A 26,210-nucleotide genomic window follows, 5' to 3' on the forward strand; every position below is an offset into this window, starting at 1 on the left:
ACGGCGACATGCCAACCATCGCTTTGGTCGACGACGACCGCAACATCCTGACCTCGGTCTCCATCGCTCTCGAAGCGGAGGGGTACCGGATCCAGACCTACAACGACGGCGCCGCGGCCCTTGAAGGGCTGAAGACGTCGCCGCCGGACCTTGCGATCTTCGATATCAAGATGCCCCGCATGGACGGGATGGAGCTGCTGCGGCGGCTGCGCCAAAAGTCCGAGCTGCCGGTCATCTTCCTGACGTCGAAGGACGAGGAGATCGACGAGCTGTTCGGCCTCAAGATGGGCGCGGACGACTTCATCCGGAAGCCGTTCTCGCAGCGCCTGCTGGTGGAGCGCGTCAAGGCGGTGTTGCGCCGCGCGGCCGCGAAGGACCCGGCTGCGCCGGGCGCCATCGCCAAGGGTCCCGACAGCAAGGCGCTCGAGCGCGGCCTGCTAATGATGGACCCCGAGCGCCACACCTGCACCTGGAAGGGCGAGGCGGTGACGCTGACGGTCACCGAGTTCCTCATCCTGCAGGCGCTGGCGATGCGCCCCGGCGTGGTGAAGAGCCGCAACGCCCTGATGGACGCGGCCTATGACGATCAGGTCTATGTGGACGACCGCACCATCGACAGCCACATCAAGCGGCTCCGCAAGAAGTTCAAGTCGACGGACGACGACTTCGACATGATCGAGACGCTGTACGGCGTCGGATACCGCTTCAAGGAAATCTGAGCGGCGACCCTCCGGGCCGCGTTCGGACGGACAACGAAATGAGCGTCGACGCGGAACGGCCGGACGAGATCGCGACGGTCGACGCCGACGACGACGCCGCGCGCCCCTCGCTGAAGGAGCGCGCCAAAGCCGCCTTGCTCGCGCTGCGGATGCTCGGCTTCTCCAGCCTGACGCGCCGCATCGTCATCCTGAACCTCGCCGGCCTCGTCGCGCTGCTGTCGGGCATCCTCTACCTCAACCAGTTCCGGGCGGGGCTGATCGACGCCCGCGTGCAGAGCCTCCTGATCCAGGGCGAGATCATCGCCGGCGCGATCGCCTCCTCCGCCACCGTCGACACCAACCAGCTCTACGTCGATCCGGACCGGCTGCTCGAGCTTCAGGCCGGGGAAAGCGCCTCGCCGAACGAGGAGGGGCTGACCAGCCTCGAATTTCCGATCAACCCCGAACGGGTCGCGCCCGTGCTTCGCCGGCTCGTGACGCCCACCCGCACCCGGGCCCGCATCTACGACCGCGACGGCGCTCTGCTGCTCGATTCGCGTTCGCTCTACGCGCGCGGCGACATCCTGCGCTTCGACCTGCCGCCGCCCCAGACGCGGGAGCCCACGCTCATCGACCAGGCGGTCCGCACCGTGAAGCGGTGGTTCCGGCGCTCGGACCTGCCAATCTACGAGGAGATCGGGGCGTCCAACGGCCGGGCCTACCCCGAGGTCAAGCGCGCGATCTCCGGCACGCCGGAGAGCATCGTGCGCGTGAACGACAACGGCGAGATCATCGTCTCGGTCGCCGTGCCGATCCAGCGCTTCCGCGCCGTCACCGGCGTGCTGCTGCTCTCGACCCAGGGCGGCGACATCGACGCCATCGTGCAGGCCGAGCGCTTCGCGATCGTGCGCGTCTTCCTGGTGGCCGCCGCCGTCATGGTCGTGCTGTCGCTGCTGCTCGCAAGCACGATCGCGGGCCCCGTGCGCAAGCTCGCCGACGGGGCCGAGCGGGTGCGCAACGGCGTCCGGCGGCGCGCCGAGATCCCGGACTTCACCAACCGATCCGACGAGATCGGCCATCTCTCAGGCGCGCTGCGCGACATGACCAACGCGCTCTACGCCCGGATGGAGGCGATCGAGCGCTTTGCGGCCGACGTCGCGCACGAGCTCAAGAACCCGCTCACGTCGCTCCGCTCGGCGGTGGAGACGCTTCCGCTCGCCCGCAACGACGACTCGCGTCAACGCCTGCTCGGCGTGATCGAGCACGACGTGCGGCGGCTCGACCGGCTCATCAGCGACATCTCCGACGCGAGCCGGCTCGACGCCGAACTCCAGCGTCAGGACACCGAGCCTGTGGACGTGGTGAAGCTGCTCTCCACCGTGATCGACATGCAGAACAGCGTCACCCGCGACGACGGGATCGCCGTCGCGCTGACCGTCGCCGACGCGGCCCAGGGCCGCGACGCCTATCTGGTGCTCGGCCACGATTCGCGGCTCGCGCAGGTCGTGACCAACCTGATCGACAACGCGCGCTCGTTCTCCCCCAAGGGCGCGACGGTGCGCGTGCTCTGCCGCCGCTCCAAGGCCTCGGTCGAGATCGTCGTCGAGGACAGCGGCCCCGGCATCCGGCCCGACGCCGTCGAGAAGATCTTCGAGCGCTTCTACACCGACCGGCCGGACCAGGGGTTCGGCCAGAACTCCGGCCTCGGCCTGTCGATCTCCCGGCAGATCGTCGAGGCGCACAACGGCCGCATCCGCGCCGAGAACCGCGTCCGCAAGCCCGTCAACGAGGGCGACGAGCACAAGATCCTGGGCGCGCGCTTCGTCGTGCGCCTGCCGGCGGCGCTGGCGTGAGCGCGCCCACGGTCCACGCCAGCGTCGTGGTGATCGACGAAGCTGGCGTTCTCATCCGCGGAGCCTCGGGCGCGGGCAAGACGACGCTCGCGCTCGCGCTGGTGCGCGAAGCCGCGCGCGACGGCCGGTTCGCGCGCCTCGTCGCCGACGATCGGGCGCGGCTGACGGCGGTCAACGGCCGCCTGGTCGCCGAGGCGCCGGAGGCAATCGCGGGTCTCGCGGAGGTTCGGGGCCTCGGCGTCGTCGCGGAGGCCTGTTGTCCGGCGGCGATCGTGCGTCTGGTGGTCGATCTCGGCGCCGCCGGACCCCGCTCTCCCGAGGCGGCGGAGCTTCGCACTGCGGTAGAAGGCGTCACGCTTCCGCGACTTCAGGTCGCAGGAAATGGCTCCGGAGGCCTCGTGTTGGCGTGCCAGACTGTTTTTCGCATGCTGTCGCACGCGGGTTGTGGCGGCTCCGCACTTGCGTTCGCGCCGCAACATGAAAAACTGCCTCTTCCGGCGCCCTCGGCGCCTCTTTTCAGGTCGATCCGCGACGGCCAGCCGCGCGACGACCTCGACCCGGAGCGCAAACAAGCTTGCGCGGAGACTGCATGATAGGCCTCGTACTCGTAACCCATGGGCGGCTCGCCTGTGAGTTTCGTTCCGCGCTCGAGCACGTCGTCGGACCCCAGGGCCAGATCGCGACCATCACGATCGAGCCCGAGGACGACATGGAGCTCCGTCGGGGCGACATCATCGCCGCGGTCCACGAGGTCGACACGGGAGACGGCGTCGCCGTCTTGACCGACATGTTCGGGGGAACCCCGTCCAATCTCGCGATCTCCTGCATGGAGGGCCGCAAGGTCGAGGTCATCGCCGGCATCAACCTGCCGATGCTGATCAAGCTCGCCAGCGTTCGCTCCGACCTTCCGCTTGACGCGGCGGTGGTCCAGGCGCAGGAGGCGGGGCGCAAGTACATCAACGTCGCGAGCCGTGTGCTCTCGGGCAAGTAGGCTTCTCCCTTTTCCAGAGTGTGATCGTCCAGGACGCCGCCGCAATGATCGAGACGAGCGACAGCCGCGTTTCCTGCGAGCTCCCGATCATCAACAAGCGGGGTCTGCACGCGCGCGCCTCCGCGAAGTTCGTCCAGGTCGTCGAGAGGTTCACCGCGGACGTGCGCGTGAGCCGCGCCGGCGAGACGGTGGGCGGCACCTCGATCATGGGGCTGATGATGCTGGCCGCGGCGCCCGGCACCACGATCCACGTCGAGGCCAAGGGCGCGGACGCGGAAGAGGCGATCGAGGCGATCGCCAGCCTCGTCGCGAACCGCTTCGGCGAGGACGAGTAGGCCTCAGCCGGTCCTGTCGGGGTCCATCCGCTCGACGATCAGTTTCGCCACGATGGTGAGCAGCGCGATGCCGGCGAGCACGGTCGCCGCCGCGAAGGCGCCCGCCGCGTTGTAGTCCTGGTACAGCAGCTCGATCTGCAGCGGCAGCGTGTTGGTGACCCCGCGGATCGAGCCCGACACCACCGACACCGCCCCGAACTCGCCCATCACCCGCGCGTTGGTCAGCACCGCGCCGTAGAGCAGCGCCCAGCGCACGTTGGGCAGCGTCACGCTCCAGAGCGTCCGCCAGCCCGAGGCGCCCAGCGACAGCGCCGCCTCCTCCTCGTCCGAGCCCTGCTGCTGCATCACCGGCAGGATTTCGCGCGCCACGAAGGGCGCGGTGACGAACAGGCTCGCCAGCACGATCGCGGGATAGGCGAACATCACCTTGATCCCGAGCGCGTCGAGCGTCGGGCCGAACCAGCCTTGCGCGCCGTAGACGAAGAGATAGGCGACGCCGGCGACGATCGGCGAGATCGAGAACGGCAGCTCCACCAGCGCCGTCAGCAGGCCCTTGCCGGGAAATTCGAACTTCGCGATCGCCCAGGCGGCCGCGATCCCGAAGGCGACGTTGACGGGAACCGCGACCAGCGCGGTCAAGACGGTGAGTCCGATCGCGTGGACGGTGTCGGGCGCGGCGAGGTTCGACAGGTAGACGCCGAGGCCCGCCTTGAAGGCCTCCACGAAGATGATCGCGAGCGGCCCGACGATCAGCAGCGCGGCGCCCAGCATGACGAGGGTGAGCAGAACGGGCCGAAAGACCGGCCCGTCGCCGACGCGGGAGCGACCCTTCGCGCTCATGACGCCGACCTCGTCCAGCGCAGGCTCCAGAGCTGGATGGCGTTGACCGCCAGCAGCATCAGGAAGGCCGCGCCGAGCATCACGGACGCGATCGCGGCGGCCGCGGGGTAGTCGTATTCCTCGAGCCGGATGAACACGAGCAGCGCCGCGATCTCGGTGCGGAACGGCTGGTTGCCGGCGATGAAGATCACCGCGCCGAACTCGCCGAGCGAGCGGGCGAAGGCGAGGCTGCATCCGGCGAGAAAGGCGGGGAAGATCGATGGGAAGATCACGCTTGCGAAGATCCGGGCCTGGCCGGCCCCGAGCGTCTCGGCCGCCTCCTCGACGTCCGCCGTCAGGTCCTCCAGCACGGGCTGGACGCTCCGCACCACGAAGGGCAGGCTGGTGAAGGTCATGGCCGCGACGATGCCGAGCGGGGCGTAGGCGACCTTGATCCCGAACGGCTCCAGCAGCTGGCCGTACCAGCCGTTGCCGGCGAACAGCGCGGTGAGCGCGACGCCCGCGACCGCCGTCGGCAGCGCGAAGGGCACGTCGACCAGCGCGTCCAGAAGGCGTTTGCCGGGAAAGTCGTAGCGCACGAGCGCCCAGGCAAGGGCGAGGCCGAACACGGCGTTGATGGCGGTCGCGCCCAGCGCCGCGAGGACAGTGACGCGGAAGGCGGCGAGCGCGCGCTCGCCGGTCACCACCGTCACGAACCGGGCCCAGCCCAGGTCCGCGGCCTGCCACACGAGGGCGGCCAGCGGCAGCAGCACGATCACGCCGACGTACACGAGAGTGCAGCCCATCGCGAGGCGGAAGCCGGGGAGGATCGTGCGGGGCATGCGGGCTCGAAGGCGCTGGAGACGAGGGGCGTCATCCCGGCCGGAGCGGCGTCAACCGCGCAGAGCCGGGATCGTCGGAGGAAAAGGCGCCAAGCCCCGATGGCGATCCCGGCACCCGCTTCGCGCGGCCGGGATGACGTCCTTCCCCGCGCTAGCCTTTAGCGCCCCACGAACAGCTGGTCGAGCTTGCCGCCCGACGCGAAGTGGACCTCGTTCGCCTTCTTCCAGCCGCCGAACACGTCGTCGACCGTCAGGAGATCGACCTTCGGGAACTGCGCCGCGGTCGCAGCCGTCACCTTGGCGTCGCGCGGGCGGTTGTTGAACGAGGCGATGATCTCCTGCGCCTTGGGCGAGTACAGCCATTCGAGATAGCCGGTCGCGACCGCGCGGGTCCCGCGCTTTTCGACGACCTTGTCCACCACCGAGACGGGGAAGTCCGCGAGCAGGCTGACCGGCGGCACGACCACGTCGACCTTGTCGGCCCCGTACTCCTTCTTCACCGCTGCCGTCTCCGCCTCGAAGGTCACCAGCACGTCGCCGATGCCGCGCTCCACGAAGGTGGTGGTGGCGCCGCGGCCGCCGGTGTCGAACACCGGCACGTTCGCCAGCAGCTTCTTCACGAAGTCGTCCGCCTTGGCCTCGTCGCCGCCATAAGCCTTCAGCGCGAAGGCGTAGGCCGCGAGGTAGGTGTAGCGGGCGTTGCCCGACGTCTTGGGGTTCGGGAACACCACCTTGACGTCGGACCGGACGAGGTCGTCCCAGTTCTTGACGTTCTTCGGGTTGCCGGAGCGCACCACGAAGGCCGGCAGCGAGAAGTAGGGCGAAGCGCCGTTCGGCAGGCGCGTGCGCCAGTCGGAGGCCACCGCGCCCTTGTCGGCCAGGAACTGCACGTCGAGCTCCTGGTTGAACGTCACCACGTCGGCGTCGAGACCTTCGAGGATCGAACGCGCCTGCTTGGAGGTCCCCGCATGGCTCTGGTTGACGGTGACTTCGGCCCCCGACTTCGCCTTCCAGTCGGCGGCGAAGGCCGCGTTCAGCGCCACGTAGAGCTCGCGGCCCACATCGTAGGAGGCGTTGAGGATCGTGGTGGGCTCCGCGGCGCCGGCCGGCGCTGCGGCGAAGGCGGCGAGGCCGAGCGCGAGAGCGGCGCGGCGGAGGAAAGCGGCCATGACAGGCTCCAATGCAGGGCGCGCGGAGTGCGCCCGCGTGTGCGAGAGGGCCGTCGCGCGAGCATCGCCGCTGCGGCCAGGACGCCGCATATAGCAATCTACTGTTTAGATGTCGACTTTTCGTACAAAACCAATTTTTGAATGTTAATTTAAGTTGTAGGATTCGCCGGCGGCTCTGTTCGGCCGCCCGCGGGGCTTTCGGCGGTCCCCACCCGGATTGACGTCGCGCGGAAGAAGTCCGACATGCGGAACGAAGCCGGCGGCGGACGCGCCGCGGCCCGAGGACGCGCGATGCCGGTCGAGATCAAGATCTGCGGTCTGTCGGACGAGGCGACGCTGGACGCCGCGCTCGACGCCGGCGCGAGCCACGTGGGCTTCGTCTCGTTTCCGAAGAGCCCGCGGCATGTGGATATCCCGCGCGCGCGGGCGCTGGCGGACCTCGCCCGCGGCCGGGCCGCGATCGCCGTGCTGACCGTCGACGCCGACGACGCCGCGCTGGACGCCCTGGTCGAGGCGATTGATCCCGACGTTCTCCAGCTCCACGGCCACGAGACGCCGGAGCGGACGGCGGCGGTGAAGGCGCGTTTCGACCGCGAGGTCTGGAAGGCGATCCCGGTCGCGACCGCCGACGATCTCGCCGCCATCGCGCTCTACCAAAGCGTCGTCGACCGCGTGCTGTTCGACGCCAAGCCGCCGAAGGGCGCGGTCCTGCCCGGCGGCAATGGCGTCGCCTTCGACTGGGGCCTCCTTGCCGCGCTTGACCCCAGCCTGCGCTTCGTGCTTTCCGGAGGGCTTACGCCCGAAAACGTGGCCGAGGCCGTCGCGCGCACCCGCGCGCCCGCGGTCGACGTCTCCTCGGGCGTGGAAAGCGCCCCCGGCGTCAAGGATCAGGACCGCATCCGGGCGTTCGTCCGCGCCGTACGATCAGACGGCTGACCGCACCCGCGCCGGCCGTCGCGAATCTTGATGAAGGCTTCGTCCGTGACCGAGCATGCCCTGCCGAATTCGTTCCGCACCGGCCCCGACGAGCGCGGCCGGTTTGGAATCTATGGCGGCCGTTTCGTCGCCGAGACGCTGATGCCGCTGATCCTCGAGCTCGAGGCCGAGTACGAGGCGGCGAAGAAGGACCCGGCGTTCCACGCCGAGATGGCGTCGTACCGGACGCACTACATCGGCCGGCCGAGCCCGCTCTATTTCGCCGAACGCCTGACCGAGCATCTCGGCGGCGCCAAGGTCTACCTGAAGCGCGAGGAGCTGAACCACACCGGCTCCCACAAGGTGAACAACGTCCTCGGCCAAATCCTGCTCGCCCGCCGCATGGGCAAGAAGCGGGTGATCGCCGAGACCGGCGCCGGGCAGCACGGCGTCGCCACCGCGACGCTCTGCGCCCGCTTCGGACTCGAGTGCGTGGTGTTCATGGGCGCGGTCGACGTCGCCCGTCAGGCCCCCAACGTGTTCCGCATGAAGATGCTGGGCGCGACCGTGGTGCCGGTGCAGTCCGGCGCGAAGACGCTCAAGGACGCCATGAACGAGGCGCTGCGCGACTGGGTCACCAACGTCGCCGACACCTTCTATTGCATCGGCACGGTCGCCGGCCCCCATCCCTACCCGGGCATGGTGCGCGACTTCCAGTCGGTCATCGGCGACGAGACCAGGGTCCAGATGCAGGAGATGGAGGGCCGCCTGCCCGATAGCCTGATCGCCTGCGTCGGCGGCGGCTCGAACGCGATCGGCCTGTTCCACCCCTTCCTCGACGACGCCGACGTCGCGATCTACGGCGTCGAGGCTGCGGGCTTCGGCCTGTCGGGCCTCAACGCCGCTTCGATCGCCGGCGGCCGGCCCGGCGTTCTGCACGGCAACCGCACCTACCTGCTGATGGACAAGGACGGCCAGATCGAGGAAGGCCACTCGATCTCCGCCGGCCTCGACTATCCCGGCATCGGGCCGGAGCACGCCTGGCTGAACGACATCGGCCGGGTGAAGTATCTCTCCGCCACCGACGACGAGGCGGTGTCGGCGTTCCAGCTGCTGTCGAAGCTCGAGGGCATCATCCCGGCGCTGGAAAGCGCGCACGCCATCGCCAAGGTGGTCGAGCTCGCGCCGACGCTGCCGAAGGACCACCTGATGGTCGTCAACCTCTCCGGCCGCGGCGACAAGGACGTGCCGCAGGTGGCCGAGCTGCTGGGAACGAGCCTGTGACGACCCGCATCGACGCCCGTTTCGCCGCGACCGCAGCCGAGGGCCGCGCGGCGCTGGTGACCTTCGTCACAGCCGGCGACCCCGACCACGCGACCTCGCTCGCGATCCTCAAGGCGCTGCCGGGCGCGGGCGCGGACGTGATCGAGCTCGGCGTGCCCTTCACCGACCCGATGGCCGACGGCCCCGCCATCCAGCAGGCGGGCCTGCGCGCGCTGGCGGGCGGCGAGAGCCTGGTGAAGACGCTCGATCTGGTGCGCGCCTTCCGCGAGGGCGACGGCGCCACGCCGATCGTGCTGATGGGCTACTACAACCCGATCTACGTCTACGGCGTTGAGAGCTTCCTGGCGGACGCCAAGGCCGCCGGCGTCGACGGCCTGATCGTCGTCGACCTGCCGCCGGAGGAGGACGAGGAGCTCTGCCTCCCCGCGCTGAAGGCCGGCCTCGCCTTCGTCCGGCTCGCGACCCCTACGACGAACGACGTGCGGCTTCCCGCCGTGCTCCAAAACACCTCGGGTTTCGTCTATTACGTATCCATCGCAGGCGTGACCGGCACGGCCACGCCTGATTTCGACGTGGTCGCCGGAGCGGTGCAGCGCATCAAGCGCCACACGGCCCTGCCCGTCGCCGTCGGCTTCGGCGTGAAGACGCCCGAGCATGCGGCGGCGATCGCGAAAGGCGCGGACGGCGTGGTGGTCGGCTCGGCTCTGGTCGACGCCGTCCGCGGCTCGCTCGACGCCGAGGGCCACGCAACCGCAAAGACCGTGTCCGCGGTGACGGACCTCGTCGCGGCGCTCGCGGCCGGCGTCCGCTCGGCCCGCGTCGCGGCCTGACGCTAACACGGGAGGCGCAAGGCCCCGATGAACTGGCTCGTCAACGTCGTACGTCCCAAGATCAACAACCTCTGGCCGCGCAAGGACGCAACGCCGGAGAACCTGTGGATCAAGTGCCCGGAGACCGGGCAGCTCGTGTTCCACAAGGACGTGGAGGCCAACGACTGGGTGATCCCCGGGTCCGGCTACCACATGCGCATGGGCGCCAAGCAGCGCCTCGCGGCGACGCTCGACCCCGGCTACGAGGAGATCGCGCTCCCTGAGGTGACGATCGATCCGCTCAAGTTCCGGGACGAGAAGAAGTACGTCGACCGCCTGAAGGACGCCCGCACCAAGACCGGCATGACCGACGCGGTGAAGGTCGCGGTCGGAACCATCGACGGTTCGCCCGTCACCGTCGTGGTGCAGGACTTCGAATTCATGGGCGGCTCGCTCGGCATGGCCGCCGGCGAGGCGATCGTGCGCGGGCTGGAGACCGCCGCTGAGCGCGGCACCCCCTGCATCCTGTTCGCGGCCTCCGGCGGGGCGCGCATGCAGGAGGGCATCCTCTCGCTCATGCAGATGCCGCGCACGACCGTCGCGGTGCAGATCCTGCGCGAGGCGAAGAAGCCGTATATCGTCGTCATGACCAACCCGACCACGGGCGGCGTCACCGCCTCCTACGCGATGCTGGGCGACGTCCACATCGCCGAGCCCGGCGCGCTGATCGGCTTCGCCGGTCCGCGGGTGATCGAGCAGACCATCCGCGAGAAGCTGCCGGACGGGTTCCAGCGCTCGGAATACCTCAAGGACCACGGCATGGTGGACATGGTCGTCCACCGCAAGGACCTGCGCGCGACGCTCGCGCGGCTGTGCCGCCTGTTGACCAAGCAGCCGAAGGACGACGGTCGCGCTCTCGCCGCGCCGGAGCCGGAGGAGGCGCACGCCGGACCCGTTCCGGCGTGAGCCCCGCGCCCGCCCGGCAGCCGACCTCGGTGGAGATCAGCGACGCCATCCTCGCGCGTTTCCTCGCGCTGCACCCGAAGGAGATCGACCTCTCCCTCGGACGGACCCAGCGTCTGCTGGCCGACCTCGGCCATCCGGAACGGGCGATGCCGCCGGCGATCCAGATCGCCGGCACCAACGGCAAGGGGTCGACCACGGCCTTCCTGCGGGCGATGCTGGAAGCCTCCGGCCGCTCCGTCCACGTCTACACCTCGCCCCATCTCGTGCGCTTCCACGAGCGCATCCGGCTCGGGGCGCCGGGCGGCGGAAGTTATGTGGACGAGGACCGGCTGGTCGCGACCTTCGACGAGGTCGAGCGCGTCAACGCCGGCCGCGAGATCACGCTGTTCGAGATCACCACCGTCGCCGCGATGCTGTTGTTCGCGCGCTCCCCGGCGGACGTGCTGCTGCTCGAGGTCGGCCTCGGCGGCCGCTACGACGCGACCAACGTGATCGAGACCGCGCTCGCGAGCGTGATCACGCCGGTCAGCCTCGACCACCAGAAGTTCCTCGGCGACGACATCGCCGCCATCGCCCATGAGAAGGCCGGCGTGCTGAAGAGCCTGACGCCGGCGATCCTCGCCCGGCAGGAGGAGGCCGCCCTCGTCGCGATCGAACGCGAGGCCGCGCGCGTCGCGGCGCCGCTGTCGATCTCGGGCCAGGATTGGCAGGCGCGCGAGGAGCGCGGCCGGCTGGTGTTCGAGGACGGCGACGGCCTCCTCGACCTGCCGCTGCCGCGCCTCGTCGGCCGCCACCAGATCGAGAACGCCGGCGCCGCCATCGCGACGCTGCGCGCCCTGCCCGCGCTCAGGATCGGGGCCGACGCCATCGAAGCCGGGCTTGGCGCGGTGAACTGGCCGGCGCGCATGCAGCGCCTCGCGACCGGACGTCTGCCTACCCTGCTGCCGGAAGGCTCCGAGCTCTGGCTCGACGGCGGCCACAACCCGGACGGCGGCCGCGCCGTCGCCTCGACGCTGGCCGAGCTCGACGAGCGGTCTCCGAAGCCGATCGTGATGATCGTCGGCATGCTGAACACCAAGGATTCGGACGGTTTTCTGGAGGCCTTCGCGGGCCTCGCCGGCCGCGTCTACTGCGTGCCGATCTCGTCCTCGACCGCCGCGCGGTCCGTCGAGGAGGTGGCGGCGGCGGCCGAACGCGCGGGCCTCGCCGCCGAGGCCTGCGCCACGATCGACGAGGCCCTCGGCAAGGCGGCGCGCGCGGCCGGCTCGGTTCCGCCGCGCGTGCTGATCACCGGCTCGCTCTATCTCGCGGGCGACGCCCTGGCCGCCAACGGCACCCCGCCGCAGTAGACGCCCGCGCGTCGACCTCGGCGTCCCGAAACCAAAAAGCCCCCGGCTCGCGCCGGGGGCTTTTGTCGTTCAGACGCCGTCCCCGGACACTCCGGGATTGGGGGCGATCTAGACCGAGGTCTCGATCCAGCTCACGAGCTTGGACTTCGGAGCCGCGCCGCGCTGGGTGGCGACATGCTCGCCGCCCTTGAACATCATCAGCATCGGAATGGCACTGATGCCGAAGCGGGTGGCGATCTCGGGGTTCTCGTCGACGTTGAGCTTCACGATCTTCACCTTGCCCGCCATCTCCTCGGAGATCTCTTCGAGCGCCGGGCCGATCGCGCGGCAGGGGCCGCACCATTCGGCCCAGAAGTCGACGACGACGGGCTCGGACGACTTCAGCACGTCCTGTTCGAAGGTCGCGTCGGAAACCTTGGCGGTCGCCATGGGGCAAATCCTTATCGTTGGAGCGCGGACAAGGGGGCCGTGGGCGACCCGCCAGCGCTCTCGTGCGTTGGCGCGAAGGTAGGAACCGCGCGCAGGAGCGTCAAGCGAGCGCGGCCCTGCGCCGCGCCAGACGAGGGGCGGGGGCGGCGCGCCCCGTCTCGTGTGGAGAGGGGCGCGCCGGACCGCTCAGTAGCGGTAGGTCTCGGGCTTGAACGGGCCGGCCTGCGGCACGCCGATGTAGCTCGCCTGCTTGTCCGAGAGCTTCGACAGCTTTACGCCGATCTTGCCGAGGTGGAGCGCCGCGACCTTCTCGTCGAGCGTCTTGGGAAGCACGTAGACCTGCTTGCCGTACTTGCCGTCCTTGTTGTTCGCCCAGAGCTCGATCTGCGCGAGCGTCTGGTTCGTGAACGAGGCCGACATCACGAAGGACGGGTGGCCCGTGGCGTTGCCGAGGTTCACCAGGCGGCCTTCCGACAGCACGATGATGCGCTTGCCGTCGGGGAACTCGACCTCGTCGACCTGCGGCTTGACGTTGTCCCACTTGAAGTTCTTCAGCAGCCCGATCTGAATCTCGCTGTCGAAGTGGCCGATGTTGCAGACGATCGCCCGGTCCTTCATCGCGCGCATGTGGTCGACGGTGATGACGTCGACGTTGCCGGTCGCGGTGACGAAGATGTCGGCGCGGGTGGTCGCGTCCTCCATCGTGGTGACCTCGTAGCCCTCCATCGCCGCCTGCAGCGCGCAGATCGGGTCGACCTCGGACACCATCACGCGGCAGCCGGCCTGGCGCAGCGAGGCGGCTGAGCCCTTGCCGACGTCGCCGAAGCCCGCGACCATCGCGACCTTGCCGGCCATCATCACGTCGGTGCCGCGGCGGATCGCGTCGACGAGGCTCTCACGGCAGCCGTAGAGGTTGTCGAACTTCGACTTTGTGACGCTGTCGTTGACGTTGATCGCCGGGAACAGCAGCTCGCCCTTCTTGGCGAGCTCGTACAGGCGATGCACGCCCGTGGTGGTCTCTTCGGTCACGCCCTGGATGGCGTCGGCGTTCTTCGTGTACCAGCCCGGATGGGTCTTGAGGCGCGACTTGATGGCCGCGAACAGGACCTCTTCCTCCTCGTTGGTCGCGCCTTCGAGGAAGGCGACGTCGCCGGCTTCCGCGCGCTTGCCGAGGTGGAGCAGAAGGGTGGCGTCGCCGCCGTCGTCGAGGATCATGTTCGGCGTGCCGCCGTCCGCCCACTCGAAGATGCGGTGGGTGTAGTCCCAGTACTCGGTCAGGGTCTCGCCCTTGACCGCGAACACCGGCGTGCCGTTGGCGGCGATCGCGGCGGCGGCGTGGTCCTGGGTCGAATAGATGTTGCACGAAGCCCAGCGGACGTCGGCGCCGAGCGCCTTCAGCGTCTCGATCAGCATCGCGGTCTGGATCGTCATGTGCAGCGAGCCGGCGATGCGCGCGCCCTTCAGCGGCTGCGACGGGCCGTACTCCTGGCGCACCGACATCAGGCCGGGCATCTCCGTCTCGGCGATCGCGAGCTCCTTGCGGCCCCAGTCGGCGAGGGAGATGTCCTTGATGACGTAGTCGGGAGCGCTCATGGGGCTCGTCCTTTCGCGGAGGGTCCTGTGACCGCGGGCGAGCCCGACGATCGATCTGGGCCGCTGCCTAGCACGGCAGGCTCCGCCAATCAATAAAGACATAAAGAAGTCTTTATATCAAAGCTGCGACAGCCTCCCTGGCGAGCCGCTCGAACGCAAAAGGGCGGCCCGAAGGCCGCCCTTCCATCCCGACGCCCGTAGGGTCGATCAGAACTTGTAGTTCACGCCCAGGCGAGCGATGTGGCCGTCGTTCTCGAACTTGGAGCGGTAGCCCGACTGGCCGACCGGCGCGAGCGCGGTGCGGTTCACGTTCAGCTTGGTGTCGCCCAGGTCGTAGTAGAGGTACTCGCCCTTCACGGTGATGTTGTCGGTCACGGCGTACTCGACGCCGCCACCGACCGCGTAGCCGACCTCGACGCCGCTCTCGCGGTCGGAGAAGCCGAGCGTGCCGCCGCCGGTGGAGTTGTTAAGGAAGCGAGCCGAGGTCTTGACCTTGCCGTAGGCGAGGCCGCCGGTGCCGTAGACCAGAACGCGGTCGAAGGCGTAGCCGAGGCGGCCGCGCACGGTGCCCAGGAACTCGAGCTCCTGCTTGAAGCTGGAGCGAATGATGCCCGGGCCGCGATCGAAGGGGATGGCGTAGCGACGGGTGTCGTCGATGTCGGTGTAGGAGATGTCAGCCTCGACGCCGAAGACGATGGGGGAGTTGTCGAGCTGGAAGTTGTAGCCAGCCTGCGCGCCGACCATCCAGCCGTCCCCGTCGATGCCGATGCTCGGCGGGCGCAACCGCCGATCGACGTTGCTCCGCGTCATGTCGTCCTTGCCGCGGGTCTTGATGTCGTGGTCGCCCCAGACGTAGCCAGCGTGCGCGCCGACGTAGAAGCCGGTCCAGGTGAAGCCCGACACCGCGATGGCGGCCGGCGCTTCGTAGGCGGGGAGATCGGCGGCGGACGCGAGGGAGACGCCGGCGAGCAGGGCGGCGGCCGATACGGCCGTGCGCAGAAGCGAGGTCATGGGATGCCTTGGGGTATGCGGGGACACGAATGACGCAACAATGAGTTGCATCGCCGAGTGCATGAATTGACGAGAGTGTGATCGGGCGGCAATTCGCGCATGAGTGGCGCCGACGCCTCACTTCGACCTGGCCGAGGCTCGCCTCGGGCGTCGGCGACCGGCCCACTGGCGCAAGCGTGATCGCGGATCACGCCCGCGATCGATGACATTTGCCCCGCGGCCCACCATGTTTCCGGCGGTTCAACATAGGAATAGGCGCCGCATGCCCCGCACGACCCCCGCTTTCCGCCGCACCTTGGCCGCGGCCCTCGCCGCGCTGATCGTCGGCGTGACGCTCGCGCCGCTCGACGCGGACGCGCGCGCCGGTCGCAGCGGCAGTTTCGGCAGCCGCGGCAGCAAGACCTTCTCCGCGCCGCCTCCGACGGCGACCTCGCCGGGCGCGGCGCCGATGCAGCGCTCCATCACGCAGCCGGGCCAGCAGACGCCGGGCGCCGGCGCGGCCGCAGGCCAGCAGCGTCGCGGCATGTTCGGCGGCGGCCTCGGTGGCGCGATCATGGGCGGCCTGCTCGGCGCCGGCCTGTTCGGCCTCCTGTCCGGCTCGGGCCTGTTCGGCGGACTCGGAGGCTTCGCCTCGATCCTCGGCCTGCTGCTGCAGGTCGCCCTGATCGGCGGCGCGATCTATTTCGCTCTGAAGTGGTTCCGCCGCCGCAACGAGAGCGCGCCGGCCTACCGCGCCGCGACCGCGGGCGGTCCTGACGTGGGCGCCGGCTATCGTCCCGAGGCTCCGAACGCCGCGGCCCGCACGGGTCTTGGCGGCGGTCTCGGCTCGGGTCTTGGATCCGGTTTCGGTTCGGGCTTCGGCGGCGGAGCCGCCGCGGCCCCCGTCGAGCTTCAGAAGGACGATTTCGACGTCTTCGAGCGGCTGCTCGGCGAGGTGCAGGAGGCCTGGTCCCGCGAAGACCTCTCCCGCCTGCGCGGCCTCGCGACGCCCGAGATGGTCGAGATCTTCGGCGAGGACCTCGCCGACGACGCCAGCCGCGGCGTCGTGAACAAGGCCTCCGCCATCAAGCTGCTCCAGGGCGACCTCGCCGAAGCCTGGCGCGAGGGCGACCGCGAGTACGCGACCGTCGCGATGCGCTACGAGTTGGTCGACGTCACGGAGGATCGCGCCACCGGCCGGGTGGTCGACGGCGACCCGACGACGCCGATCGAGGCGACGGAGGTCTGGACCTTCGTGCGCGCCCGCGGCGGCCGCTGGCTGCTCTCGGGCATCCAGCAGGCGCAGTAACCGCCTCGGCATCAGCCGCCTTTCCGCTAGCGTTCTTCGAGGCGTCGCTCCGCAACCGGAGCGGCGCCTCGATCGCATCCGCTCGGCGGCGCGAACCTTGCCGCATGGCGCATTAACGTCTTCGCGCCTATGGTCCGCGGCTCATGACCTCCCAAAGCCTCGAGTCCTGATGTCCACCGTCCGCCAACGCTTGCGCGTCGCGCGCGACGCCCGCGCCCTTTGCGACCGCGCCGCCCTCGAGGCGGACCTCTCCCGGATCGCCCGCGAGGCCGGCCCGAGCCGCGACCGGCACAGCCTCATCGTCGGCCGCGTGAAGCAGGCGCTGGCCGAAGGCCGCGCCGTCGCCCGCTCCTGGCTGATCGAGGACGGCGCGGGGTCGGCCTGCGCGGAACGCCTGTCCGGCCTGATGGATTCGGTCGTGCAGGCGCTGTTCGGCCACATCGTCAGCGACCTCTACCCCCGGCTGAACCCCTCCTCCGGCGAACGGCTGGGGATCGCCGCCGTCGGCGGCTACGGGCGCGGCACCATGGCGCCGGGCTCCGACGTCGATCTGCTGTTCCTGCTGCCCTACAAGCAGACCGCCTGGGGCGAGAGCGTGGTCGAGGCCATGCTCTACGTGCTGTGGGACGCGGGGCTGAAGGTCGGCCACGCCACCCGCTCGATCGACGAGTGCATCCGCCTCGCCCGCGCCGACATGACCATCCGCACCGCGGTGCTGGAAGCGCGCCACGTCGCCGGCGACGCCGAGCTCATCGACGAGCTGATCACCCGCTTCGACGCCGAAGTGATCAGCAACACCGCGGCGGAGTTCGCCGCCGCCAAGCTGCAGGAGCGCGACGAGCGGCTCGGCAAGGCCGGCGCCTCGCGCTATCTGGTGGAGCCCAACGTCAAGGAGGGCAAGGGCGGCCTTCGCGACCTCAACACGCTGTTCTGGATCGCGAAGTACGTCTACCGCGTCCGGGACGTGAACGACCTCGTGGCCGCCGGCCTGTTCTCCGCGGCCGAGCTGAAGCTGTTCAAGAAGTCCGAAGACTTCCTCTGGGCGGTGCGCTGCCACCTGCACTTCATCACGGGCCGCCCCGAGGAGCGTCTGTCCTTCGACCTGCAGCGCGAGATCGCGATCGCGCTCGGCTACACCGAGCATCCCGGCCTGCAGGACGTCGAGCGCTTCATGAAGCACTACTTCCTGGTGGCGAAGGACGTCGGCGACCTCACCGCCATCCTCTGCCACGCGCTGGAGGAGCGCGAGGCCAAGCCCCGACCCAAACTTGACCGGTTCCTCACCAAGCTGAAGCCGCGCCGCAAGCCGAAGGAGCTTGGCGACTTCACCGTCGAGGCCGAACGGCTGAACGTGAAGGACGATCAGGTCTTCGCCCGCGATGCGGTGAACCTGATCCGCCTGTTCCACGCCGCCGACCAGAACGGCCTCGCCCTGCACCCGGTCGCGGTGCGGCTGGTGACGAAGTCGCTGAAGCTGATCGACGGCCGCCTGCGCGACAGCCCGGAGGCCAACGCGCTCTTCCTCGAGATTCTCACGTCGAAGCGCTCGCCCGTGGTGACCTTGCGGCGGATGAACGAGACCGGCGTGCTCGGCCGCTTCATTCCCGACTTCGGCAAGATCGTCGCGATGATGCAGTTCAACATGTACCACCACTACACGGTGGACGAGCATCTGCTGCGGGCGATCGGCGTGCTCGCCGAGATTGACGGCGGCGACGCGGCCGACAGCCATCCGCTCGCCAATGAGATGATGCCGACGGTGCGCGACCGCACCGCGCTCTACGTCGCGCTGTTCCTGCACGACATCGCCAAGGGCCGTCCCGAGGACCACTCGGTCATGGGCGGCCGCATCGCCCGGCGGCTCTGCCCGCGGTTCGGCCTCTCGGCCGCGCAGACCGACACGGTCGCCTGGCTGATCGAGCAGCACCTGACCATGTCGATCGTCGCCCAATCCCGCGATCTCTCCGACCGGCGCACGATCCAGGATTTCGCCAAGCTGGTGCAGAGCCCCGAGCGGCTGAAGATGCTGCTGATCCTCACGATCGCGGACATCAAGGCGGTCGGGCCCGGCGTCTGGAACGGCTGGAAGGGCCAGCTGCTCCGCACGCTCTACTGGGAGACCGAGAACCTCCTGACCGGCGGCCGCGACATCGGCGACCGGAACAGCCTGGTGGAGCAGGCGAAGACCGAGCTGCGCGCCGCGCTGCCGGACTGGAGCGACAAGACCTTCGCGGGCTACGCGCAGCGGCACTACCCCGCCTATTGGCTGCGGGTGGAGCCCGCGCGGGCCGAGGCGCACGCCCGCTTCCTGCGCGCCTCCTGCGCCGACGGCTGCAAGCTCGCGACCGACGTCAAGACCGACGCCTTCCGCGGCGTGACCGAACTGACGGTGTTCGCGCCCGACCACCCGAAGCTACTGGCGATCATCGCCGGCGCCTGCGCGGCCGGCGGCGCGAACATCATGGACGCGCACATCCACACCACCACCGACGGCTTCGCGCTGGACTCGATCTTCATCGGCCGCGCCTTCCCGGACGACCACGACGAGATGCGCCGCGCCCGCCGGATCGCGGAAAGCGTGGAGCAGGCGCTGGTCGGCGACATCTGGCTGTTCGACATCGTCGAGAAGCGCACGAAGGGCGCGGCCGCCAAGGGCCGCACCCGGCCGTTCGAAGTAGAGCCCGAGGTCACCGTCACCAACGCCTGGTCCGACCGGCACACGGTGCTGGAGCTCGTCGGGCTCGACCGGCCGGGCCTGCTCTACGAACTCACCACGGCGATCTCCAAGCTCAACCTGAACATCGCCTCCGCCCATGTCGCGACCTTCGGCGAACGCGCCGTCGACGTGTTCTACGTGACCGACCTGACCGGCGCGAAGATCACCGCGACGGTCCGCCAGGCCGCCATCCGCCGCCGCCTGCGCGCCGTGCTGGAGACCGACGACCGGGACGAGGCGAAAGCGGCGAAGTAGGAGCGGCGCTGCGGCCCACGCCTATCGACTTTCTCGCCATGTCAAACCAGAAGGGTGCAGGGCCGTGGGGGTCACCGCTCAGGCGCCGAAGACCTCTTCTGAGTGATCCGAAAGCTTCGCTATCGGACCATAAATATCGAGTCCTAACTGAATCCCTCGGCTTCCGAGCATCAACAAAATCGAAGGGTCGAGTTCGATTCCTTCGTTGACCTCACTCATGAACAGACCGCAAAACACATCGCATTCGTAATGCGTTGTGACCCTCTTCCAAACGTCGATATCACAGACCAACTTGGCGAAAATCTCCTTGAGTTGGCCGTTGAGGTCCCCGGGAACGCGAACGTCAGCTTGAAGCTGCCATCGTCCGGTTCTCTCCTTAAATTTTTTGGCTCGGACATCGCCTTTACGGGCGCTCGCCGTCGGCGAACAGCCTAGCAATTTTGTCATTTCATCCGGATCAAGATCGTCGCCGAATATCCTGAGACAGGCAATTGTTTCCGCCATGTCCGCCATCAGCAACCTCATCTTTGTTTACTGACGCTTTCTAACATCAACAGCGTCCCCAGACAAACTAGGTTATGGCTTCAATGCGCGGTCCGCCCTCCCGACGCACGCGAGCCTTTCCTTGGGCGCAGGTGTCCAAACAGGCCCCCGGTGGTATAAGCGTCCGCGTCGCTCCCGACCCGAAAGCGCATGCCCCGATGTCCGCATCCGGAACCGCAGCCCCCGAGCCGAACCTCGTCGCGCAGGCCCACAAGCTCTGCGCCGACCTCACGCCCGCGCGGCCCTGGATCTACTGGACCGACCTCGTCCTCACCGCGTTCACCGGCTACGCCGCCTTCGCCGGCGCGGCGCTCGCGCCGGGGCTGGGGCTCCGAAGCCTGTTCTTCGTGGTCGCGGCGCTCGCCTTCTACCGCGGCGTCAGCTTCATCCACGAGGTCAGCCACCTGCGCCCGCAGGACGTGCCGGGCTTCCGAAACGGGTACGACGCCTTGATCGGCGTGCCATTCCTCACGCCGTCGCTGATGTACGAGGGCGTGCACAACCAGCACCACGCCAAGTCGCGCTACGGCACCAAGCTCGACCCCGAGTATCTGCCGCTGGCGAGCGGCCCGGTCGTGCAGGTGCTGCTGTTCCTGCTCGTCTCCGCGCTTGCGCCGGTCGGCCTGTTCCTGCGGTTCGCGCTGCTGGCGCCGCTGTCGGCTCTCCACCCGAAGATCCGCGCCTTCGTTATCGAGCGCTGCTCGGCGCTCGCGATCAACCCGGAGTTCCGCCGAGACATCCCGACCGGCGACCAGGCCCGCCGCTTCCGCCTGCTGGAGACGCTGTGCTCGGTCTGGGCGATCGCGGTGCTCGCCTTGACCGCAGCCGGCGTGATCTCGCTGACCGTGTTCCTGACCGCGCTCGCGCTGGGCGCCGCAGTTGGCGTCGTCAACCAGTTCCGGACGCTCGTCGCCCACCACTGGGAGAACGACCACGGCGCCGAGATGACCGCGACCGAGCAGTTCCTCGACAGCGTCAACGTGCCGCCGCCTGCCACGCTTCCGATGCTCTGGGCGCCGGTCGGCCTGCGCTACCACGGCCTGCACCACCTGCTGCCGCGCCTGCCCTACCACGCGCTGGGCGCCGCCCACGCCCGCCTCTGCGCGACGCTGCCGCCCGAGAGCCCCTACCACAAGGGCAGCCACCGCGGCTTCTGGCACGTGACGGGGCGGCTGCTGGGCGAGATCAGGGGCCGGAAATCCGGCGTGGCTGAGGCTGTCCCTGGGGAATAGGCGTGGCGATCAGACCGGGTCGCCGCCCAACGACTGCTTGAGCTTCCGGGCGGCCGCCACGGTCTCCTGCACCGATGGCTGCGTCATGTGCCCGAAGCGACGGATCGTTTCGTCGCAGCGACCTCCAGCCTCCGCTATCTGACCTTTTCGCGCGAGGACGTTGGCCTGTCCAAGCAAAGCGCTTGCGATCTCTGGCGCGAGACCGACGTCCGCTTCTCTGTCGAACCTCTCGATGGCCTGCGCGTAGCTGGAGTAGGACTCATCGAACGCCCCGGCGGCGAAGGCGAGCCTTCCGCGATCGACCAACCCTCTGACGACGAGTTGCTTCGCGATCATGTTCTGAAACGTGCCGGCCGCCCGAACGAGGTCGCCATAGGCGCTCGCCGCGGCCTCTTTACGTTGAGCGAGGTCGAGCGCAAGCGCCTTGTTGTAGTAGGCGAGCGCGACGGCATGCTCGATCGCCGGGGTGACGATCAGTTCGGGATCCCGGATCACCCGATCGTAGCCCCGGATGGCGGCGTCGAGATCGCCAGCCGCGCGATCGTCTTTAAAAATGAGGGAAATAAGCGACCCGGCCGCCAGCCGCCGATTCGCCTCCTCGACGACGCGGACCACGGCGACCTCGCGGGCGTTCTGAACGGGGCCGTCAGCCCAGCTGTGCGCGAAGAGATAGACCAGGGCGAGCAGCCCAAGAAAGACAAAGCCGGACGAAAGAAAACTGCGGGCGTTGCGCGCTTCGGCTTCGAACCACGCCTCCACGACGTCAGGCGCGATCGCAGGCGACAGCGCCTGCACACGCCCCTCGTCCAGGCGCCTCACGAAACCCATGACGCGGCCCGTCACAAACGGCGCTCGGCTGGCGAACCTCGCCCAGGTTCGGGCTCGGGGGGCGGTGAGGACATGGGCCGCGAAGCGCGTGACGCTCCTGCTCCCGCCCAAGCCGCGCATATGATCGGCGAGATCCTTCCGGTTCCCCGGCTCGAGCAGCGCCGAGACCGTCGCGCGGCGTCGCGAGAGGTCGCCCAGCTCGACGGCGCGGCGTCGCAGCATCTCGACCGCGAGCGGGTCGCAGCCGGACAGCACGTCGTCCGCTCCGAAAGCCGCGATGACCGCCTCCAACGGCTTTGGACCGATCTCCGGCGTCTCGTCGTGCACGTAACGCAGCACGTGCCAGGCGACCGCCGACCGCACAGCCCAAGGCCAATCGGCCGTCTCCCGCGCCAGCCAGGCCGGCAGCGCCTGCGCGTCGCCGGAACGAATGCGCTCGCCCAACGCCAGGAGGAAGGCGTTGAGGTCGAGCGAAAAGCTTTCGGGTTCGTCGTCGCGCGCGCCCTCGCCCGGCCCGGCCTCGCCCTCGGCCGCCGGAGCCGCGCCGCCGCCCTCGGCGCGCGCCGAAGCTTGCTCTCCGGGGTTCGCGCTTTCGATGACATGGCGCGAGCGCACGCAGGCGAGCGCCGCCTCGTAGAGCTCGCGCAGGTCCTGGAAGGCGCGCGGGTCGTCGTCCGGCCGGGTGGATTTGAGACGCTGGGCGTAGGCGCGCTTCACCGCGCGCTCGTCGGCGTCGAGCGGAAGCCCCAGCGCGACCAACGGGTTCAACGGACGCGCTCGATGTCCGCGAGGGCGTCCGCGAAGGCGGAGCGCTCGTGCCGGATGCGCCGCTCGTCCTGGCTCTCGAGGGCTCCGCGAAACGCCAGCATCATGGCCTGCAGCCGGTCGCGGTCGACGAGTTGCTCCTCGTAGAGCCGCTCGGCGCGCGCCATCAGCGCCAGGTTTTCCTGCTTCTCGCGGGGATGCACCTTCAATTCGGCCAGGGCCGCCAGCCGATCGCGCAGCTCCCGCTCGCTCAAGGCTCCGGCGCTTTGGCGCAGGATCAGCTCATGCGTCGCGCCGGTCGCCTTCACCTTGGCTTCGACCTGCAGGATGCCGTTGACGTCGTAGGTGAAGCGCAGCAGCACGCCGCGGTCGACGTTCGGCCCGGCGGCAGGGATCGGGACCAGCAGCGAGCCGAGCTTCACGTTCTTTTCGGCGATCGGGTTCTCGCCCTGGAACACGTTGAACTCAACCTTGGTCTGCCGCTCTTCGACGGGCGAGACCTCCTGCTCCCGGCTCACCGGCACGGTGCTGCCCCGCGTGATGATCGGCAGCAGGAATCCCGGATGGTAGCCGCCGCTCCCGTCCTGGCGCACGACGTCCGTCCCCAGTGTGTAGGGGCAGACGTCCGTAAGAATGACCTCCTTGAGCGTCCCGCTTCGGGCCTTCAGTCCGCTCGCGACGACAGCGCCGCGGGCGATGGCGTGGTCGGGGTCGACATGGCGCAGAGGCAGTCTCCCGAGGAGACGGGACACCGCGCGCACGACCATCGGCATCCGGGTCGCGCCGCCGACCAAGATCACCTCGTCGAGGTCCGAAGGCCCGAGGTTGGCGTCCCGCAGCGTCCGCTCGAGCGGGATCCGGAGCCGCTGCATCAACGGTTCGGCCAACAGAGCGAACCGCGCTTCGTCGATCGACCAGGCGTGGGCGCGCCCCACCGCCACCAGTTCGACGCTCGCGGCTCCCGCGGCCTGGCTCAGGCTGGTCTTGAGCCGTTCGATCCGCCGGCGGAGACTCGCCATCTCCGCGCGCTCGACGGCCTCCGGCGCAATCTTGAGATCATCCAGCGCCGCCGCCACCAGCACGTCGAGGAAATCTTCGCCGCCGAGGAAGTTGTCGCCAGCGGTCGCATGCACCTCCACCACGTCGTCGAACATCTCCACGATCGACACGTCGAGCGTGCCGCCGCCGAGGTCGAACACCAGGAAACGGCCTTCGCCGCGGCGCTCATGCAGCCCATAGGCGAGCGCCGCCGCCGTCGGCTCGTTGATCAGGCGGTCCACCCGGAGGCCGGCCATCTCCCCAGCCGTGCGCGTCGCCGTGCGCTGGGCGTCGGAGAAATAGGCCGGCACCGAAATCACCGCTTCGGTCGGCCGCACGCCGGTGGCGGCCTCCGCATCGGCGACGAGGCTTCGCAGAACGAGAGACGACAGCTCTTCGGGCCGAAAGCGGCGGTTCCCCAACGCGGTCTCGCGGGCTGCGCCCATCCATCGCTTGAAGTGCGCGACACTCCGGTCAGGCTGGGTCAGCAGCCGATCCCGCGCGCCCTCGCCGACCAGCACGCCGCCGTCTTCGTCGACGCTGACCGCGGACGGGGTGAGCAATCCGCCCGACGCGTTCGGGAACAGCTGGGGACCATCGTCGAGATAGGCGCCGATCAGCGAATGCGTGGTTCCGAGATCGATGCCGACGATCATGATGGCTCCCGACGGCGCCGACCGCCGACGCAAGCTGCTTTTAGCCGGCCCCGCATCCTTCGAAAAGGACCGCTCGTCCCGGCTCGGGACACGCGTCCCCCTCCCCTCAAAGCCGCTCTAGCGTCGGCGATCGCGTCAGCCGCGCACAGTGCCCGGCTGACGCTCAGGCGCCGGCCGCCTCCCGCTCCTCGATCAGCCGTTCCAGGCTCTCGAGCCGGTCGGCCTCATGGGGCGGCTTGTCCCAGCGGATGCGGGCCACGCGCGGGAAACGCATCGCGACGCCCGACTTGTGGCGCGCGGACTTCGCGATGCCCTCGAAGGCGATCTCCAGCACCAGCCCGATCGCCTCGGTGTGCGTCACCTCGCGCACGGGCCCGAAGCGGTTGGTGGTGTTCTTGCGCACGAAGCGGTCGAGCTCGACCAGCTCCTCGTCGGTGAAGCCGAAGTAGGCCTTGCCCACGGGCGTGAGGCGCGGGCCCTCGGCGTCCTCGGTCCAGACGCCGAAGGTGAAGTCGGAGTAGAACGACGAGCGCCGGCCATGGCCGCGCTGGGCATACATCAGCACGGCGTCGACCGTCATCGGGTCGTGCTTCCACTTGAACCACAGCCCCTTCGGCCGGCCGACGACATAGGGGCTGTCGCGGCGCTTCACCATCAGCCCCTCGACGGCTGCCGCGTCCGCGCCGGCGCCGGCCGACGCGGGGTCGAGCCTGGCGGCGGCGAGGCCGTCCCAGTCGTCGAAGGCGACCAGCGGCGACAGGTCGACCCGGGGATTGGCCTCGCGCGCGACAAAGGCCTCCAACCGTGCGCGGCGCTCGGTGAAGGGCAGCTCGCGCAGGTCCTCGTCGCCGTCGAACAGCAGGTCGTAGGCGCGGATGTGGGCCGGGAACTCGGCGGTGAGCTTCGGCGTCACGGCTTTGCGGTTGAGGCGCTGCTGCAGCACGTTGAACGTCTGGACGCGACCCTCCCGCAGGATCAGCAGCTCGCCGTCGATCGCGCCGTCGAAGGTCAGCTTGTCGAGCAGGTCGGGGAAGGCGCCCGAGACGTCCTCGCCGGAGCGGCTCCACAGCCGCGCCACGTGGCGCCCCTCCGCGTCGCGGCCGGCCGAGGCCTGCACGCGGATGCCGTCCCATTTCCACTCCGCCGCGAACTCGCTAGGATCGAAGGCGCGGAAGTTGGCGTCCTCCAGCGGGTGGGCGAGCATCGGCGGGCGGAAGGGCGCAGGGTCCTCCGCGTTCGGCCGCTCGGCGCGGCCCTCGACCCAGGCGAACAGGGCGTCGTAGGGCGGCTCCAGCCCGGGCCACACCAGCTCCACGTCGTCGGGCTTGATGTCCTCTCCGAGCGCCGCCACCGCCGTCTTGGCGAGCCGGGCGGAGGCGCCGATGCGCAGGCTGCCGGTGATGAGCTTCAGCAGCGCCCAGCGCCCGGTCTCGTCCAGCGCGTCGAGCCACTGGGCCAGGCGCTTCGGCAGGTCGATCTTGGCGGTCGAGGTCAGGCCCTCGACGATCTCGGACAGCGGCGGCGCGCGGTTCGCCCGCGTTTCGCCCGGCCACATCAGCGCGACGGTCTCCGCGAGGTCGCCGACATAGTCGTAGGACATGGCGAACAGCGTGGGGTCGGCGCGGTCCGTGATCAGGCCGCGGATCAGCCCGGCCTTGGCGTGGCGGAACGCCAGCGCTCCGGTCAGGGCCGCCAGCGCCCAACCGCGCTCGGGGTCCGGCGTCTCGCGAAAATAGTCCGCCATCAGCCGCACCTTGGCGTTGCGGCGCGGCTCGTACGACAGGCGATCGAGCAGGAAGGCGAAGCGGTTCATGCCTTCGCGCCTC

At 69.3% G+C, this 26,210-nt stretch carries 22 protein-coding genes and 1 pseudogene; 13 read left to right on the forward strand and 10 right to left on the reverse strand.

Annotation, left to right across the window (positions count from 1 at the left end):
* Nucleotides 1-8 precede the first annotated feature (8 nt).
* The 5 genes from JOD31_RS15350 to JOD31_RS15370 are packed head-to-tail and all read left to right on the forward strand — an operon-like array spanning nt 9 to nt 3,877.
* The gene (locus tag JOD31_RS15350) at nt 9-719 is read left to right on the forward strand and encodes a response regulator transcription factor (protein ID WP_204951293.1); all 711 of its coding nucleotides are present in this window, start codon (nt 9-11) and stop codon (nt 717-719) included.
* Between the two features lie 38 nt (nt 720-757).
* Complete coding sequence (locus tag JOD31_RS15355; RefSeq protein ID WP_204951294.1) at nt 758-2,551, forward strand: sensor histidine kinase; 1,794 nt, start codon at nt 758-760, stop codon at nt 2,549-2,551.
* Entirely contained in the window at nt 2,548-3,144 is a 597-nt protein-coding gene (locus JOD31_RS15360) for an HPr kinase/phosphorylase (RefSeq protein WP_204951295.1), read from the forward strand. The genes JOD31_RS15355 and JOD31_RS15360 overlap by 4 nt, the downstream gene beginning before the upstream one ends.
* Entirely contained in the window at nt 3,141-3,542 is a 402-nt protein-coding gene (locus tag JOD31_RS15365) for a PTS sugar transporter subunit IIA (RefSeq protein WP_204951296.1), read from the forward strand. The genes JOD31_RS15360 and JOD31_RS15365 overlap by 4 nt, the downstream gene beginning before the upstream one ends.
* A gap of 44 nt (nt 3,543-3,586) precedes the next feature.
* On the forward strand, nt 3,587-3,877 hold the full coding sequence (locus tag JOD31_RS15370; RefSeq protein ID WP_204951297.1) for an HPr family phosphocarrier protein: 291 nt from the start codon (nt 3,587-3,589) through the stop codon (nt 3,875-3,877).
* Nucleotides 3,878-3,880: 3 nt separating this feature from the next.
* On the opposite strand, the gene cysW is transcribed toward JOD31_RS15370, so the two are convergent.
* The 3 genes from cysW to JOD31_RS15385 form a co-directional block, all read right to left on the reverse strand.
* A complete protein-coding gene (cysW, locus tag JOD31_RS15375; RefSeq protein ID WP_204951298.1) occupies nt 3,881-4,717 on the reverse strand; it encodes a sulfate ABC transporter permease subunit CysW in 837 nt (278 codons plus the stop codon).
* The gene (cysT, locus tag JOD31_RS15380; RefSeq protein ID WP_204951299.1) at nt 4,714-5,538 is read right to left on the reverse strand and encodes a sulfate ABC transporter permease subunit CysT; all 825 of its coding nucleotides are present in this window, start codon (nt 5,536-5,538) and stop codon (nt 4,714-4,716) included. Before cysT ends, cysW begins: the two co-directional genes overlap by 4 nt.
* A 158-nt stretch (nt 5,539-5,696) precedes the next feature.
* Nucleotides 5,697-6,707 carry a sulfate ABC transporter substrate-binding protein gene (locus JOD31_RS15385; RefSeq protein WP_204951300.1) on the reverse strand — a complete coding sequence of 337 codons (1,011 nt, stop codon included), beginning with the start codon at nt 6,705-6,707 and terminating at the stop codon, nt 5,697-5,699.
* Between the two features lie 291 nt (nt 6,708-6,998).
* On the opposite strand from JOD31_RS15385, the gene JOD31_RS15390 reads away from it, so the two are divergent.
* From JOD31_RS15390 to JOD31_RS15410, 5 genes and pseudogenes are all read left to right on the forward strand, one after another.
* Nucleotides 6,999-7,643, forward strand: coding sequence for a phosphoribosylanthranilate isomerase (locus JOD31_RS15390; protein WP_204951301.1), 645 nt, complete (start codon nt 6,999-7,001; stop codon nt 7,641-7,643).
* A 30-nt stretch (nt 7,644-7,673) separates the two neighbouring features.
* Entirely contained in the window at nt 7,674-8,906 is a 1,233-nt protein-coding gene (gene trpB / locus JOD31_RS15395) for a tryptophan synthase subunit beta (protein WP_204951302.1), read from the forward strand.
* Nucleotides 8,903-9,736, forward strand: a complete 834-nt coding sequence (gene trpA, locus JOD31_RS15400) for a tryptophan synthase subunit alpha (protein WP_204951303.1) — start codon at nt 8,903-8,905, stop codon at nt 9,734-9,736. The genes trpB and trpA overlap by 4 nt, the downstream gene beginning before the upstream one ends.
* 27 nt (nt 9,737-9,763) lie before the next feature.
* A pseudogene (gene accD, locus JOD31_RS15405) lies at nt 9,764-10,712 on the forward strand (acetyl-CoA carboxylase, carboxyltransferase subunit beta); the annotation flags it as partial.
* Nucleotides 10,711-12,030 (forward strand): bifunctional folylpolyglutamate synthase/dihydrofolate synthase, encoded by a 1,320-nt coding sequence (locus tag JOD31_RS15410; RefSeq protein WP_204951431.1) that lies wholly within the window; start codon nt 10,711-10,713, stop codon nt 12,028-12,030. The pseudogene accD and the gene JOD31_RS15410, both read left to right, overlap by 2 nt.
* A 108-nt stretch (nt 12,031-12,138) precedes the next feature.
* Here JOD31_RS15410 and trxA read toward each other — a convergent pair whose 3' ends face one another.
* From trxA to JOD31_RS15425, 3 genes are all read right to left on the reverse strand, one after another.
* Complete coding sequence (gene trxA / locus JOD31_RS15415) at nt 12,139-12,459, reverse strand: thioredoxin (protein WP_020186722.1); 321 nt, start codon at nt 12,457-12,459, stop codon at nt 12,139-12,141.
* A 186-nt stretch (nt 12,460-12,645) separates the two neighbouring features.
* On the reverse strand, nt 12,646-14,052 hold the full coding sequence (gene ahcY, locus JOD31_RS15420) for an adenosylhomocysteinase (RefSeq protein ID WP_204951305.1): 1,407 nt from the start codon (nt 14,050-14,052) through the stop codon (nt 12,646-12,648).
* A gap of 207 nt (nt 14,053-14,259) precedes the next feature.
* The gene (locus JOD31_RS15425) at nt 14,260-15,063 is read right to left on the reverse strand and encodes an outer membrane protein (protein ID WP_204951306.1); all 804 of its coding nucleotides are present in this window, start codon (nt 15,061-15,063) and stop codon (nt 14,260-14,262) included.
* 262 nt (nt 15,064-15,325) lie between these two features.
* Between JOD31_RS15425 and JOD31_RS15430 the strand changes: the two genes are divergently transcribed.
* A complete protein-coding gene (locus JOD31_RS15430; protein ID WP_204951307.1) occupies nt 15,326-16,351 on the forward strand; it encodes a Tim44 domain-containing protein in 1,026 nt (341 codons plus the stop codon).
* A 169-nt stretch (nt 16,352-16,520) separates the two neighbouring features.
* Nucleotides 16,521-19,322 (forward strand): [protein-PII] uridylyltransferase, encoded by a 2,802-nt coding sequence (locus tag JOD31_RS15435; RefSeq protein ID WP_204951308.1) that lies wholly within the window; start codon nt 16,521-16,523, stop codon nt 19,320-19,322.
* A 78-nt stretch (nt 19,323-19,400) separates the two neighbouring features.
* On the opposite strand, the gene JOD31_RS15440 is transcribed toward JOD31_RS15435, so the two are convergent.
* Nucleotides 19,401-19,835 carry a DUF4279 domain-containing protein gene (locus JOD31_RS15440; RefSeq protein ID WP_204951309.1) on the reverse strand — a complete coding sequence of 145 codons (435 nt, stop codon included), beginning with the start codon at nt 19,833-19,835 and terminating at the stop codon, nt 19,401-19,403.
* A gap of 188 nt (nt 19,836-20,023) precedes the next feature.
* Here JOD31_RS15440 and JOD31_RS15445 point away from each other — a divergent pair, with 188 nt between their 5' ends.
* Nucleotides 20,024-21,097: a fatty acid desaturase family protein gene (locus tag JOD31_RS15445; RefSeq protein WP_204951310.1), complete on the forward strand. Its 1,074-nt coding sequence runs from the start codon at nt 20,024-20,026 to the stop codon at nt 21,095-21,097.
* A 9-nt stretch (nt 21,098-21,106) separates the two neighbouring features.
* Here JOD31_RS15445 and JOD31_RS15450 read toward each other — a convergent pair whose 3' ends face one another.
* From JOD31_RS15450 to JOD31_RS15460, 3 genes are all read right to left on the reverse strand, one after another.
* The gene (locus JOD31_RS15450; RefSeq protein WP_204951311.1) at nt 21,107-22,693 is read right to left on the reverse strand and encodes a hypothetical protein; all 1,587 of its coding nucleotides are present in this window, start codon (nt 22,691-22,693) and stop codon (nt 21,107-21,109) included.
* Complete coding sequence (locus JOD31_RS15455) at nt 22,690-24,384, reverse strand: molecular chaperone HscC (RefSeq protein ID WP_204951312.1); 1,695 nt, start codon at nt 24,382-24,384, stop codon at nt 22,690-22,692. Before JOD31_RS15455 ends, JOD31_RS15450 begins: the two co-directional genes overlap by 4 nt.
* A 163-nt stretch (nt 24,385-24,547) precedes the next feature.
* Nucleotides 24,548-26,197 (reverse strand): cisplatin damage response ATP-dependent DNA ligase, encoded by a 1,650-nt coding sequence (locus JOD31_RS15460; RefSeq protein WP_204951313.1) that lies wholly within the window; start codon nt 26,195-26,197, stop codon nt 24,548-24,550.
* Nucleotides 26,198-26,210: the final 13 nt, after the last annotated feature.

The organism is Methylopila capsulata (genome assembly GCF_016907975.1).
Classification (GTDB): domain Bacteria; phylum Pseudomonadota; class Alphaproteobacteria; order Rhizobiales; family Methylopilaceae; genus Methylopila; species Methylopila capsulata.